General features: G+C 39.8%; 10 protein-coding genes. 5 read left to right on the top strand and 5 right to left on the bottom strand.

Translation table 11 applies throughout. From position 1 onward, the window contains the following. Nucleotides 1–10 precede the first annotated feature (10 nt). The 3 genes from NSTCB13_RS01890 (at nt 11) to NSTCB13_RS01880 (ending at nt 5,565) form a co-directional block, all read left to right on the top strand. Nucleotides 11–1,081 (top strand): O-antigen ligase family protein, encoded by a 1,071-nt coding sequence (locus NSTCB13_RS01890; protein WP_448271205.1) that lies wholly within the window; start codon nt 11–13, stop codon nt 1,079–1,081. A 419-nt stretch (nt 1,082–1,500) separates the two neighbouring features. After that, nucleotides 1,501–2,697 carry a glycosyltransferase family 4 protein gene (locus tag NSTCB13_RS01885; protein ID WP_445629885.1) on the top strand — a complete coding sequence of 399 codons (1,197 nt, stop codon included), beginning with the start codon at nt 1,501–1,503 and terminating at the stop codon, nt 2,695–2,697. 639 nt (nt 2,698–3,336) lie between these two features. Further along, a complete protein-coding gene (locus tag NSTCB13_RS01880; RefSeq protein ID WP_448271204.1) occupies nt 3,337–5,565 on the top strand; it encodes a GumC family protein in 2,229 nt (742 codons plus the stop codon). A 263-nt stretch (nt 5,566–5,828) separates the two neighbouring features. On the opposite strand, the gene NSTCB13_RS01875 is transcribed toward NSTCB13_RS01880, so the two are convergent. From NSTCB13_RS01875 to fabI, 5 genes are all read right to left on the bottom strand, one after another. Further along, on the bottom strand, nt 5,829–7,214 hold the full coding sequence (locus NSTCB13_RS01875) for a choice-of-anchor Q domain-containing protein (protein ID WP_445629887.1): 1,386 nt from the start codon (nt 7,212–7,214) through the stop codon (nt 5,829–5,831). Nucleotides 7,215–8,044: 830 nt separating this feature from the next. Continuing rightward, the gene (locus tag NSTCB13_RS01870; protein ID WP_445629888.1) at nt 8,045–9,514 is read right to left on the bottom strand and encodes an SLBB domain-containing protein; all 1,470 of its coding nucleotides are present in this window, start codon (nt 9,512–9,514) and stop codon (nt 8,045–8,047) included. A 498-nt stretch (nt 9,515–10,012) separates the two neighbouring features. Further along, nucleotides 10,013–10,996 (bottom strand): ABC transporter ATP-binding protein, encoded by a 984-nt coding sequence (locus NSTCB13_RS01865; RefSeq protein ID WP_445629889.1) that lies wholly within the window; start codon nt 10,994–10,996, stop codon nt 10,013–10,015. 208 nt (nt 10,997–11,204) lie between these two features. After that, nucleotides 11,205–11,846 (bottom strand): imidazoleglycerol-phosphate dehydratase HisB, encoded by a 642-nt coding sequence (hisB, locus tag NSTCB13_RS01860; protein ID WP_445629890.1) that lies wholly within the window; start codon nt 11,844–11,846, stop codon nt 11,205–11,207. Nucleotides 11,847–11,977: 131 nt separating this feature from the next. Further along, on the bottom strand, nt 11,978–12,754 hold the full coding sequence (gene fabI, locus NSTCB13_RS01855; protein WP_322671731.1) for an enoyl-ACP reductase FabI: 777 nt from the start codon (nt 12,752–12,754) through the stop codon (nt 11,978–11,980). Between the two features lie 379 nt (nt 12,755–13,133). Here fabI and ntcA point away from each other — a divergent pair, with 379 nt between their 5' ends. Beyond that, entirely contained in the window at nt 13,134–13,805 is a 672-nt protein-coding gene (ntcA, locus tag NSTCB13_RS01850; RefSeq protein WP_292854711.1) for a global nitrogen regulator NtcA, read from the top strand. Between the two features lie 168 nt (nt 13,806–13,973). After that, entirely contained in the window at nt 13,974–15,464 is a 1,491-nt protein-coding gene (locus NSTCB13_RS01845; RefSeq protein ID WP_445629891.1) for a DUF3084 domain-containing protein, read from the top strand. Nucleotides 15,465–15,536: the final 72 nt, after the last annotated feature.

The following is a 15,536-nucleotide window of genomic DNA, read 5'->3' as shown; positions in this document are numbered from 1 at the left end:
TTAATTTATTATGAAAAAAATACTAATTTTTGAACAGGTATTCACAATTATGAGCTTGCTGATGTATTCAGGGGCAGTTTTTGTTGTTGTACTGTCAGGAGGAGCAGGACAGGGTGATTTAGTAGAATATGATAGCTCTGTGATTCGGATTATTTATTCTTTCATCTACCTAGTTACCTTAGTACTACTAGTTTTACGTTGGAAGAAAACTCTTTATTTCCTTAGGAAAGACTTTTGGCTTTATTCTTTAATTTTATTGTCAGCTGTTTCTATTATTTGGTCTTTTGAACCCTCAACAACATTAAAAAATAGTTTTTCCCTGATTAATTCCAGTTTATTTGGACTATATTTTGCTTCGCGATATAGCTTAAAACAGCAGTTACATTTACTCGCTTGGAACTTTGCAATTATTATAATACTCAGTTTTGTTTTTGCCATAGCTTTGCCTAAATACGGAATACAGAGCGATTTGGATGGTTCAAAGTGGCGTGGAGTATTCACACACAAAAACGGTCTGGGAGCAAGAATGGTAACAAGTAGTATGACTTTTTTTATACTTGGTTATCAAATTCAAAGACGTAGTTGGCTTTTCTGGGCAGGGTTTGGCTTGTCACTACTACTCTTACGGCTTTCTGCTTCCGGTTCATCTTTAGTTAACCTATTAATCATAATATTGACATTTTTTGCTTTTCAAATTTGGCGTTGGTCTTACCAATTCATGGTACCAACCCTAATAATGATAGCTACTATCAGCCAAAGCTTATATTTTTGGTTGTCTAGTAATGCGAATGTCCTGTTCAATGCAATTGGTAAAGATGCGACGCTAACGGGTAGAACAGAGTTGTGGCCATTAGTAATTGATAAGATTTGGAAACATCCTTGGCTTGGTTACGGTTATGGTGGATTCTGGCAAGGATGGAATGGCGAATCTGCCGATATTTGGCTTGCAGCTGCATGGACGCCAAGCCACCCCCACAATGGATATCTGGCTCTTTGCCTAGATTTGGGGTCTTTTGGGCTTAGCAATCTTCTTTTTTGGATTTTGGCGCAATTATCTGCAAGGATTTGCTTGGGTACGTAGTAGCAAAACAGCATTTGATATTTGGCCACTTATACACATGACATATATACTTTTATCTAGCCTCACTGAGTCTAACTTAATGGAATCAAATAGTTTGACTTGGATACTGTATGTGGCGGCATCTCTCTCAGTCAAAATGTAAAAAGTCAGATGATTAATCAATATACTTGTAACCAGCTAATAACAGCAAAATTGATAGCTGTCATCATGTGTATATGCATATTTATTACTTAAGCCAGTTTCGCCAAGTTATGAATATAAGTTCCAGAAATAAGGTATATTTTAGACTTGACAACTGAGTGTTTTACTAAAGTAGCGTTTCACATTTACCCTGCCTATACTCATAAATTCAGGGTTTCAACCATTTTTCCGAGTAAGTGAATAATTACTTACTAAACTAATTAAAAATTGAAATTATTATGGCATCACCGAAAAAAGTACTAATTATTGTTGAAAATCTCCCAGTCCCCTTTGATAGACGGGTATGGATGGAAGCAACTACTTTACAAAAAGCTGGGTATGAAGTTAGTGTAATTTCGCCTACGGGTAATGGCTTTGAAAAAGATTACGAAATTATTGAGCAGATTCACATTTACCGTCATCCCCTACCACCGGAAGAAAGTTCTGTCATTGGCTATCTTCGAGAATACAGTTGGGCAATTAACTGGCAATTCCGTCTAGCTCAAAGGGTATGGCGAGAGCGTGGTTTTGATGTCATACATATTTGTAATCCGCCCGATTTACTTTTCTTGGTAGCAGTATGGTTTAAATTATTTCATGGTATATCTATTATCTTCGATCATCATGACCTCAGTCCAGAAATGTATGAAGCTAAATATCGTCGGCGCGATATTTTTTATTATGGATTACGGTGGGCTGAACGCTTAACCTATGCCACAGCAGACATGGTAATTTCAACGAACGAGTCACACCGAGAGGTAGCTCTTAAGCGTGGGCACAAGAAACCAGAGAACGTATTTGTAGTTCGTAGTGCGCCGGATCTTTCGCGCTTTCGCCGAATGCCTCCAAACCCCAATTACCGCAGAGGTAGAAACTACTTGATAGGTTACATGGGTGTCATGGGAGAACCAGAGGGTATTGATTATCTATTAAGAATGGTATATTACATTGTCCACAAAAAAAATCGCTCTGATATTCACTTTATGCTAATTGGTAGTGGCCCTATGGCAGAAAAGCTCAAGGACTTATCCAAAGAGTTAAAAGTGAATGAGTTTGTAGAATTTACAGGGTTTAAGCAAGGTGAAGAACTTTTAGAGCGGCTTTCCAGCTGCGACGTGTGTGTAGAACCTTCTCCAACATCTGCTTATAACGAAAACTGCACTATGAATAAAATCCTTGAATATATGGCAATGGGAAAAGCAATTGTCCAGTTTGATTTGCGAGAGGGAAGACGTTCTGCACAAGAAGCGTCTCTTTATGCAAAGCCTAATGACGAAGTAGAATTTGCCGAGAAAATTTTGGAACTTCTAGATTCTCCTGAACGTAGACAAAAGATCGGAGCCGAGGGCCGACGCAGAATGGAGGAAATTCTTGAATGGCAATATCAAGCTCCAAAACTGTTAGATGCTTACGATAAAGTTTGGCAAAGTAGGTAGCTACTTCAACTTTCAGAATTACTATATTAAGTAGTAAGTAAGTTGAGTAATAAGTAGATGTTTGCGATCAAAAATTACAAAATGACAAAATAAAGAATTTTTTACTTGACTTTGAAATTTTTGCTTTAGCTAAGATATTTCATATGACAAGGAATCTAGCCGTATAATATTCAAGGAAAAAATCAAGTCTTTGATAATCCAGAAATAAATTTGAATGAATATTAGTGGTTGATGGCTAATGCAGAAAAAATTTTTAATTGAACCTCCTGTTACTAAAGGGTTGATTTATGGTAAGGCAGTTATAGTTAGAACGTAGTTAACTCACCTGAAATCCCAAAAGTAACAAAAGTTTTGCTCAATAAAGGTACCAGCACCGTTACACATTTGCACTCAATGGAGACTAAATTTTTACTTAAAAATATACTATAATACATTTCATTTAAACACTTCTTGCGTCTTTGGCGGTTTCGTTAAAAAAAGGATTTCGATAAAGAGTAAAGCTTTAACTGAACCGTATTCGTCTATAGTATATTTTATATTGTAAAATTATACATAATCGGTATTGTCAATTGCACTGGTTTGTGACTGTTATAAGTCAATTTTGAGTTTCTTGCTTAAGACCTGTACTTTGGAAGATTTATGTCAGAAAAATCTATGGAATCTAGAGAATCTATTGATTTAGACCTTAATCGTTACTTATTGATATTGAAACGCTGGTGGTTGCCTGCTTTCAGTATATTTGTGGCGACAGTTATTCTGAGTGCTATATCTACACAATTTCTGAAGCCAGACTATGAAGCAGAAGGAAAACTGTTATTCAGAGTTCCCAGTTTTAAAGTAGCAGGCAATAATCTTTCCCCTACTGCCTCTGAAGGAGGAGACTCAGGAGATTTGAAACCATTGGTAGCAACTCAAAATCCCATAAGCAGTCAGATAGAAGTTATTTCTTCCCCAGCTTTATTACAACGGACAATAGACAAACTACAACTCAAAGACAACGAAGGTAAACCTTTGGAGGTGAAAGCACTACTAAAAGCCCTGAACCTAAAAATTATTGGTGGGACAGATGTATTGCGTATTACTTATAAAAGTCACGATCCTGAAGAAGCAGCGGCAGTAGTCAACACAATTATGAGGTTTTATTTAGAAAATGATATTCTGACAAATCGCTCTGAGGCAGGAGCAACTCGTCAGTTTATGGCCAAGCAACTTCCTACAACTCAAGCTGCTGTTAATAATGCAGAAGTAGCGCTACGTATATTTAAACAAAAGCATCAGATTGCAGATTTATCAGAGGAGACAAGGTCAGCTGTTGCGACTATTGGAAATCTAGACAATGAGATGAATACTGTCAAGGCTCAACTGGATGAGGTAAATGCCCAAACCAATCAACTACGGCAGAAAGTAGAGCTAAATTCTCAGGAAGCGATCGCTGTGAGTGCCCTTAGTCAGTCACCAGCAGTACAGGGAATTCTTATACAACTTCAAGAGACCGATCGGCAGTTGGCAGTTGAGCGCAGCCGTTTTCTAGATGACAACCCTATAATTATTAACCTAGAAGCAAAAAAAGCGAATTTAAAATCTCTCTTGCAACAGCAAGTTGGTCAGACTATTGGCAATCAAACACAAGTTCCCCAGAACCTATTGCAGATTGGAGAACTCAGACAAAGCCTGATACAAAACTTTCTGCAATCAGAAATACAACGTTTTGGCTTAACTCAAAGACTCTCGTCCTTATATAATTCTCGTGCCAGCTATGAACAGCGGGTGAAACTCATACCCCAGTTGGCACAAAACCAGCGGGAGTTAGAACGGAAAGTTGAAGTTGCAGAATCGACCTATCAAACTCTATTGAAAAAGGTTCAAGAATTACAGTTAGTTGAAAATACAAATACCCCTAGTTCCCGAATTATTGCTCAGGCTTTAGTGCCTGAAGATCCTACATTAACCAAAAAAATAATTGTTTTGGTGCTAGGAGTCATGTTCGGTTTGTTTTTTGCTACCACAACTGTACTTTTTCTCGCGATGAGAGATAGATCTCTAAAAACACTTAAAGAAATTAGAGATGTATTTGGATATACTTTGCTAGGAATTGTTCCTTTGTCTGTTAAAAAGCTTCGTTCCCGTGATTCAAATGCAGAATCAACGTCTCAAACAGTTGCCGTCAGAGATACTCCCCACTCTTTAACGAGTGAAATGTATCGGATGATTCAAGCAAATCTGAAATTCTTAAGTTCAGATAAATTGCTTAAAACCATTGTGATAACTAGTGCAATTCCTAAAGAAGGCAAGTCTACAGTTTCAGCTAATTTGGCAGCAGCGATCGCTCAACTAGGACGTCAAGTTTTATTAATAGATGCAGATATGCGAGTTCCTTCTCAACATCATCTTTGGCAATTAACCAATGAGGTTGGTTTGAGTGAGGTTCTCGTAGGTCAGGCTGAATTTAACATTGCTGTATCTAAGGTAATGGACAACCTTGATGTTTTAACTGCTGGAGTTAGGCCTCCCAACCCACTTGCTTTGCTTGACTCAAAACGGATGGCATCACTCATTGATAGTTTCTCATCCCAGTATAAGTATGACTTTGTAATTATTGACGCTCCTCCACTGCTTTTGGCAGCCGATGCTTTGACTTTAAGCCAAATGACTGATGGTATTTTGTTAGTAGCTCGACCCGGAGTCATTGATTCCAACAGTGCTAATGCTGCTCAAGAGATATTAGAGAGATCCAATTACAACGTTCTAGGTTTAGTAGTCAATGGAGTCATTGATAAAAATGAATCTAGTAGTTATCGATATCATTCTCACGAATACTTTAACCCAAGAGAGTTGAAAAAAGAGCTTAAGGGACTAGCGAAGAAATAAAGCTTCTAAAAAATTATTTTAGGAGTTACATCAAGTCCGGATAAATATTTATTAATAAAGATTGAGGTAAAGACGCCATAAGTTTTAAATAATAAGTAATTAACCGGACTAAGAATTATTGATATAGCGCTCCTAGATCGGATAAGAGATATCTTCACTGTTTTGCTTTGTGGCTCTTGCTGGCCTTCTCCAATTGGGTTGTAGACAAAACCTATATATTAATAAGAACTTTATCCTACAACCCAATGCCATACTTTTAACTGCTACCGATTTTCGTATGCTCCTCTATCAGGTGCATAACCAGACACACGAGAATTGCCTAGAAAATCGGTTTTCAAACTACTCCATTTTAAACCACTATTAATAGCCGGACTTGTTGATTTCAATCTAAAGTCACGAGCCGAGGCATTAACAAACTGTGGATCTGCAATCATATCGTTAGGTCCTGTAATCTTGATCGTCGAATTATTGCGATAAACATTGTAGTCATAACTGACGTTGACATTTTTCATATTGCTATTCACAGCATTACCAGGGGAAGCATACATAATGTTATTGAAAATTTTGACATCAGACGAATAACCCGCATAAATTTCGCCTTTTCCCTTTTTTTGAACTTCTGGACTTTGCTGATTCAAATATGCCGTATTGTTGATAATATCGATATGCTGACTCTCATGGGAATGAATACCTGAACCGCCATTATTGTAGGTGAGATTGTTCGCAATTAAAATCCGTCCTCTATATCCTTTTGAAACATCAACAATAATACCATTACCGTCTGAAATCGTTCCGGAACCAATCCAAGGAACGTACATTCGATTGTTGTAGCTTCTGTTATTGGTCACAAATATCTTGTATCCCTTGTTATTGTCAGAACTCCAATTATTAAGCATGGAAATGCCACTGCAACCATGAACTGTGTACCAAGCGTTATTGTATACAGTGTTATTATCCACTTTCACATAATCAGCTTGGATTGCTGAGATACCTGCTCCTCCACAATCATGCACTTTGTTGTTTAGAATATTTATGTGATGGGAACGGCCTTTATTTCCTCCCTCAATGCTTATGCAATTTCCGCTAGTAAGCGGATTTGATGTGTTATATTTCTGACTTAACGCATAATCACGGGTGATATTAGCATTGTTCCCTATAACCTCCAGCCCGTTAATCTCGATGTATGAAGCTCCATTTGAAATCGAGATCCCATTCCATGTATTGTGCTGAATTTTTGGAGAATGCCCAGGATATGCTTCAAATTTAATCCATGCATTTGCAGTTCCAGAACGTTTAATACTTAGTACAGCACCGTTTTTGGGCCCATTCTTGTATTGCCCGTTCATAATAAGTACCGTGTCGCCAGGATTAGTCAGGTTTGCTGCCCTTTGAAGTGTCCTAAAAGCAGATGAGGTAGAGAGTCCGCTATTTCTGTCGTTTCCGTTACCACTAACATAGTATGTTGTCTCAGTTGAAATACCACTGATCAGCTTGCGGTTAGGTAGTGGTGTTTCCTGAATAGTGGATGGCTGAGGAACATCTTTAAAAAAAGACTCTGTTATTCTCTGTCCTTGAACCAGACCTGTTAATGCCCAGGGAAGTACAAGAGATGCGCTCAAACTGAGAAAACCGAAACCATGAATCATCATAGGGAAAAAATAGGGTATGTTGCAAAAACTCAATCGTTAACGGTTAGTAACTCTAGCCTTAGTTAATAACCCAGTATTGGATACGGTCGTATCACTGCCACTTGTAAGTTTATACACGGTTTTATAGGTTTAAACCTGCGCATTTTCGCGTAAATATGGCTGAACCACCTTTTGAGCTTGTGTTCCAAAAAATCGCAAACATCTGATAAAATCACTGAATAAAAAATATCAGTATCCAGAGTTACCCTATTCATGAACACCAAGCAACCGTACAAATGGCGTCATTTCCAATTCGACATCATTCTACTGTGTATACGCGGTATCTGTGGTTAAAATAGTATATCTGTCATCAATTAGTTGATTTACTTAAATAATTCTTATGATAATAATAATCACTAAATAACTAAAAATCAGTGATTAACTAGTATTTACGAAATCTGCTTTCTAAAAGATTCTCATTATCATAAGAAATCCGAGTACCTACAATAAAGATTTCAAAAATCTATCAATGCACATTATGAATTTACAGTAAGAGTTTTAAAGTTTACAGTATTTCTTTATGAGTAATATTACTTAAAATTATTATAATGACGGATATATAAAAGTGGTCAGATAGCTTAAAACATTGGCAAATCAGAAAAGAGCGGCTGTCAAAGTATTTATAGCAGACTTGTCCTAACCAGGATCGCAGCATTTAGAAAACGCAATTTGGAAGGAGCGATGTCTTGTGAAGCGTTTGTTATGTGTAACTTGTTTTTAATCAAAGGATAGTGCAATTTTAGGGACGAAGAGGGTTGACCAACGCCCCCAATTTACATCTATCTCTTAAATTAGAGTCCGAATAAGTTCAGAAGATTAAGGATAATACCTAGAGGTCCAGTTACAGTGTTGACGGTATCGCCAGTCTTAGCTGCACCAGATCGGTTTACTACTACAACGTCATTATTGCGGAGTATGGGATTAGTTTGCTCATTAATCCCAGCAGAGAAATCCACTTTTACTATACGTTTAGTGACAGAACCATTAGGATTGAGGCGAATTAAATCAACAGCACTACTACTAGCTCTGGCATCATTAAATCCGCCAGCAGCGAGTATAGCTTGATTTAAAGAGCTATTTGGTTGAACGTCTGTTAGACCTGGTTTTTTAACTTCGCCAACCACACCAACCTGAATTCGTGTAGGAGACAAAGTAGTGGTAGCTAATTGAGTCGCTTCTGCGGGGTTAATTTCAGTTGCCGTCGGAATAACAATTGTGTCTCCGTCTTGCACAATGATGTCTTGATTAGCATCACCACTCTGTAACAGTTGCCAAAGATTAATATCTATAGATTGTTCTGAGCCTGTTCTTGTAGGTCGGCGTAGCTTGAGATTACGCACATCAGCTTGTGCTGTAATCCCGCCAGCTAATTGAATTACCCGTGTCACATTTGGTAAACCAGTGGGACTGGCAGTGCCACTGTTAGGGGTTGCGCCCACTTGGCTATCTGTATTACCTGGGGTGACAAGATACGAACCAGGACGGTTAACTTCACCAATAATTGTTACTGTGCGGGGTGTGGTTTGACTGGCAGCAAAGTTGGATGCAAATATATTGCGAGATTCTGCAACGTTGAAGTTGGTTGCTGTTGGCACAACTATAGTGTCTCCATCCCGCAAGGTAATATCCTGCGATAACTTGCCTGTTTGAATGAGTTCTTTCAAATTGAGGGTGACAGATTGCTCTGAAGAACGTCCGATTCTACGCCGTAATTGAACTTGAGTCACATCCGCAGCTAAAGTTACCCCCTGCGCTGTTGTTAATGCGGCTAATACAGTGGGGTATTGTACGCCTGGATTGTTCCCGGCGCCTCCGCTCAAGTTTAGAGTGTAAGCTCCAGGACGTGTTACCTCTCCAGCAACAAAAATATTTATAGGACGAGGAGACAAGAGATTGACTGAGATCAAGGGACGTTTGAGGAAGCGAGCATATCTTCTAGCTATTTCGTCAGAAGCTTGTTCAGTTGTTAGCCCTAATACCGATACACTACCAATTAAAGGTAGGTTGATTGCTCCACCGGGGGGAATTTGGTATTCACCTGTATATTCAGGTACTTCAAATACATTTACACGGATGAGATCGCCGCCTCCTAATGAATAATTAGTATCTAATTGTGTTTGTGTAATTGGTGGTTGTGTTGTTGGTGGTAACGGTTGTCCCTGAGCTAGACTGGCAGATGACACAGCGGCATTGACAGCAGTTAACAAAGCCATACCTACAGTTGGCTGAATTAGGAATTTAGACAAACTTTTGTTAAGCATATTTACCTGAGACTCTGAAACTACAATCAATAAAGTACTGTCTAAACATTTTTATTTTGACTATACCTAAATATTCAAGTTCCCCGACACTCTTATTTTCCTAGAAAAGTGTTATTTTCCGGAGGAAATTTGTTTATTGAACTTAAATTTTTAGTGAAGTTAGCTTAAAGTTAATGTTGCTTGAATAGAGTGATATCAAAAAATGTAGGATTTACGCAATTAAATCCAGTTTCTACAAGAAATTGTCTGTTAGCCAACAATCAAGTAGTCGCGAATAAAGTTTTCTTGTCAAAGTTAATTTGATGACATTTAAAATCTGCAATGAGTAGTAAGGGACTACTAAAATTAGGAACAAGTTCATTAAATAAATACAAATAAGCTTGAAAAGATGTCGGAATTTTATTTTTTGTGGATTGTGTTGGGCAAAGGAACTTAAAAAGGCAGAATTTTGGGTTTTGTTCTTCAAGCCAGTCGACAATTTACTACTTGGCAACAAGACTAATTCAAGGGGTTGTTTTTTCTTTGGATCTGTTGAATAAAAAATTCTTCTAGGGATTGACGTGACAAGTTAATGGCGATAATTTTACCTTCCATAAGACGAAGACTGGCAAGAAAATCATAGTAACCATCTTGTAGTGTACCGTGCCAGGAACCATCAGGCTCAAATATGAGAGTGGGTATCCATTTTTTAAGAATTTCCCAGTCACCACCTTGACCTTTTACTTGATATGTGTCATTTACGCCTAAAAGTTCATTGAGGGAACCAGAGCAAATTAGTTCACCTTGAGCGAGAATGGCAATGCGATCGCAAATCTGTTCTACTTCACTAAGAACGTGGCTGTTGAAAAAAATCGTTTTACCAGCAGCTTTGAGCGCCAGAATAATTTCTCGCATTTGGTAGCGCCCCACCGGATCGAGACCAGACATAGGTTCATCCAGAAAAACTAAATCTGGCTCGTTAATTAGTGCCTGTGCCATCCCAACACGCTGTAGCATTCCTTTGGAATAGCGGCGCAGCAGTTTTTTACGGGCATCGGCTTGGGATAAACCGACCAATTCCAGTAGTTGGGGAATGCGCTGGCGTTGGACACTTTGGGGAATTTGGAATAAGCCAGCAGCAAGCTGTAAAAATTCCCAACCAGTGAGATAGTCATACAAATAGGGATTTTCCGGCAGATAGCCAATATGTTGCTTAACACTGCGATCGCCTATTGGTTTACCTAACAACGATCCGCGTCCGGAAGTGGGATGAATAATTCCCAGCAACAATTTTAAAAGGGTAGTTTTCCCAGCACCATTAGGCCCCAACAAACCAAAGGTTTCGCCTTTGTAAACCGTTAAAGAACAGTTTTTGAGAGATACGACTTTTTGATTTAGCCAAAAACCAGTGCGATAGACTTTTCGCAACTCAGAAGTTAGGACTACTGGTGGAATGTCTGCCGTATTAAGTTGAGAATTAGAGTCATCTGCAACAGATTTCATCTCGGTTAAATCACTATTTATCAGCTTGGCATCAATTAAAAATTACCCGGTAGGCTGATAATAACCATCAACAACTCGTGTGTCAATTATCCGAAATGGGGGACTGGGGAAGAAGCAGGGGAGCAGGGGAGCAGGAGAGCAGAGGAGAAGAGAAGTTGTAGTAAGTTTTCTCCCCTCTGCCTCTTTTCAATGCCCAATTTGACTCTTTTCATAGAACTCCCTTAGAACTGGGAATTAAGCCAGCACGTCGAGGGTCAATTTCCACTGCCTGCCGTGTTGCTCTTGCAAAGGCTTTAAATGTTGCTTCAATGATGTGGTGAGAATTAATGCCATCCAATTGTCGAATGTGCAGTGTCATTTGGCTATGGTTAACCAAAGCCACAAAAAATTCTCGCACCAGTTGGGTGTCATAGGTTCCTACCCTGTGAGTAGGAATTTGCAAGCCGTAGCTGAGGTGAGGCCGTCCAGAAAAGTCTAGCGCTACCTGAACTAAGGCTTCATCCAGTGGTGCAAGAAAATTACCAAAGCGGACAATACCTTTTCTGTCGCCTAGTGCTTGGTTAAAAGCTTGCCCTAAAGTAATGCCTACATCTTCGTTGGTGTGATGATCGTCAATTTCCCAGTCTCCCTTGGCTTGAACATCTATATCAATCAGCCCGTGGGAGGCAATTTGATGCAACATGTGATCCAAAAACGGAATACCTGTTGCTGCTGTGCAAGTTCCTCTACCATCCAGATTGATGGTAACTTGCACATTAGTTTCACCAGTGGTGCGGTGAACAGTGGCAATGCGAGGGGTTTGGGTTAAGCGATCGTAGTTTGAATTAACTTGGCGATTGGTTGTTTGCATGGGGAGTGGAAAGAGTTAAAAGTTAAGAGTTATCAGTTAGGAATTAAGAACTATGAGTTATGAGTTATAAATTTTTAACTCTTAACTCCTCACTTCTAACTCCTAACTTTCTTACTCCTAACTTTATCGCGTCACATTCCCATAATTTCATATCCTGCATCTACATAGAGAATTTGTCCGGTAATGCCGCTGGACAAATCACTACACAAGAAAGCCGCAGCGTTGCCTACTTCTAACTGAGTGACGGTGCGTCGTAGAGGAGCTACTTCTTCTACATGATGAATCATATCCAAAATCCCACCCACTGCTGAAGATGCCAAAGTACGGATGGGACCTGCGGAGATGGCATTCACACGAATATTTTGCGGCCCTAGTTCAGCAGCTAGGTAACGCACACTCATTTCTAAACCCGCCTTGGCAATTCCCATAACGTTGTAGTTGGGGATTGCCCTAACACCACCTAAATATGTCAGAGTGACGATGCTACCTCCCTCTGTCATCAAAGGTTTGGCTGCACCACTTAACTGCACCAATGAGTAGGTACTAATTTCTAAGGCGGTGTTGAAGCCAGAACGAGAGGTTTGGCTAAAATCTCCACTTAAATCGTCTTTGCTGGCAAAGGCCAGACAATGGATCAGGATATCTAGCTTTCCCCACTGTTCGCGGATTGTCTCAAAAGTAGATTTAATTTGGTCTTCATCTTGGACATTACAGGGAAGAAATAAGCTGGGGTTGAGAGGTTCTACCAATTCCGCAACTTTTTTCTCCATCTTGCCACGTTCATCCGGCAGGTAGGTAATACCCAGGTTTGCTCCGGCTTTGTGCAGTTGTTGGGCGATGCCCCAAGCGATCGAGCGGTTATTGGCAATACCTGTAACAAGGGCATTTTTTCCAGTCAGATTTAGCATATAAATTGTTAATGCGATCGATCATTAGGAGCATACTAGAATCTGAGGCACGTTTAGTCTTTGTTTTATACAGGATTGACAAAAATGAATATTGCTAAGGGTGTTTGCCGTGACAAAAATCTTGATTTTTTATAAAGATATTCTCAAGATATCTTTATTTGTTCTTCAAAAAACCTTTTAAATATAGTTATTGGAACTACTTATCAACAATTAGTAGCTGAAAGGATCAACAATTATGTATCATTATAAACAAAGAGTTATGAAGAGATTAGTTTGAGTATAGGAAAGTACAGAAAGGTTGACGGTGCTTTATTCATTTTTCGGGTGTATTCTTAGGTAATCAGTTTTTGTTTTTCCGGCATTGGGTAGGGGAAGGGAGATGATCGTGACACAAGATAAAGCCCTAGCAAATGTTTTTCGTCAGATGGCGACCGGGGCGTTTCCGCCAGTTGTGGAAACGTTTGAACGCAATAAAACGATCTTTTTTCCTGGCGATCCTGCCGAACGAGTTTATTTTCTTTTGAAAGGTGCTGTTAAACTTTCCAGGGTGTACGAGGCAGGAGAGGAAATAACGGTAGCGTTGCTGCGGGAAAATAGTGTTTTTGGTGTATTGTCATTGCTGACAGGAAATAAATCGGATCGGTTTTACCATGCGGTTGCATTTACTCCTGTAGAATTACTGTCGGCACCAATTGAACAGGTGGAGGTAGCACTTAAGGAAAATCCAGAATTATCAATGTTAATGCTGCGAGGTCTGTCTTCGCGCATTTTACAGACAGAGATGATGATTGAAACTCTTGCTCACCGAGATATGGGTTCTAGATTGGTGAGTTTTTTGTTAATTCTTTGTCGGGATTTTGGCGTTCCTTGTGCGGATGGGATCACAATTGATCTGAAGTTATCTCATCAAGCGATCGCAGAGGCAATTGGTTCAACTCGTGTTACCGTTACTAGGCTCCTGGGAGATTTGCGTGAGAAAAAAATGATTTCTATCCACAAAAAGAAGATTACTGTGCATAAACCTGTTACCTTAAGTAGGCAGTTCACATAAAAACAATTGGAGAAAGGGGAATCGGCGCGTGTTCTATTTTGAAAAATGACACTAATAGCTAGAGGTAAATCTAAAATTGAATAATTTCAGCTATTGCCAATTCCCACTTCTTTCCAGACAATGCTTAAAAGTAGTAGGCTGTATCTGGAAGGATTTCGGTAGCTAAAGATGACCACCGGATACATCCTCATCGCAGCAATTCTGATTCTGGGAGGCGTAATTGCCACCGTGGGCGATCGCATCGGCACACGAGTTGGCAAAGCCCGCCTCTCACTTTTTAAGCTTCGTCCGAAAAACACTGCTGTACTAGTAACAATTTTTACTGGTGGTTTGATTTCAGCATCAACTCTAGGGATTTTATTCGCTGCCGACGAAGGTTTGCGCAAAGGAGTCTTTGAGTTAGAAGATATTCAAACAGACCTCAGACAGAAGCGGGAACAGCTAAAAACCGCAGAAACGCAGAAAAGTCAGGTAGAGGGTGAGTTAAATCAAGCAAGAATTGCCCAAGCAAAGGCACAACAAGACTTGCAGGCAATTAATCAATCCTTGCAGGCGGCAAACGCCAAACAGAGGGAAACGCAAGCCCAGCTGAACCGCACCATTAGTCAACAAGCCCAAACCCAAACTCAACTCCAACGCACTCAAGGTCAGCTAGATCGAGTTGTAACTCAATATCAAAAAGCCATAGCTGAATTGCAAAGCGTTTACGACCAGAGAAAGGAACTACAGGCGGCAGTTGAACTGTTGAAGACAGAACGTCAAAGACTTTATGCAGAAGCGAAAAAAGCCATTGACGAAGCCAAAACAGCAATTGAAAAACGCGATCGCGAACTTGCTAACCGTCAAGAAGCCATAGAAGCGCGCGATCAAAAAATTGCTCAACTGGATCAACTAATTCAAAAACGTAATCTAGAAGTTGTAGCACGAGAGCAAGTGATTGCCAAACGGGAATCGCGCCTCAAAGAATTGGAAGCACAACAGGAGGAACTAGAACAGGAAGTTGCCAGACTGGAAAAATATTATCAGTCCTACCGCGACTTGCGTTTGGGTAAGCTGGCCTTAGTTCGCGGTCAAGTTCTGTCCGCTGCTGTAATTCGTGTTACTCAACCTGCCGCCGCTCGTCAAGCAGTGGTACAACTTTTACAAGAAGCCAATCGCAACGCCAACCTCGAACTAAGCGAACCTGGTGCAAATTCGGCAAATTTAGAGCTGTTGCGCGTGACCCAGGATAGAGTCGATCAATTAAGCAAGCAGATTGAGGATGGTAAAGAATACGTCGTGCGAATTTTCTCTGCTGGTAATTACGTCAGGGGAGAAAAGCAGATAGAATTTTTCGCGGATACAGCCCAGAATCAACTGGTTTTTTCGGGAGGCGCGGTGTTAGCCACGACTACTGCTGATTCCAAAACCATGACATCTTATCAGTTACAGCAGCGGCTAGAAATACTGATTTCTGCTTCCCAATTTCGTGCCCGTAATGCCGGAATTGTCGAAAATGTGCAAGTAGAGGGGACTTTTCTGCGCTTTGTCAGCCTACTAAGACAGTATAATCAACCCTTGGAGATCAAAGCGATCGCAGCAGAGGATACTTATACAGCCGGACCATTGAGAGTAAAATTGGTGGCGATAGTTGACGGAAAAATTATTTTTAGTACTTAAAAAATTATTTGCACACTGTTATTAGTAAGATTTAAACACATTGAACAGCAGTCAAAATAGTTGCTGTAGCTG

It is taken from the genome of Nostoc sp. DSM 114160 (genome assembly GCF_053470305.1).
This window is presented reverse-complemented; position numbering and strand designations above follow the sequence as displayed.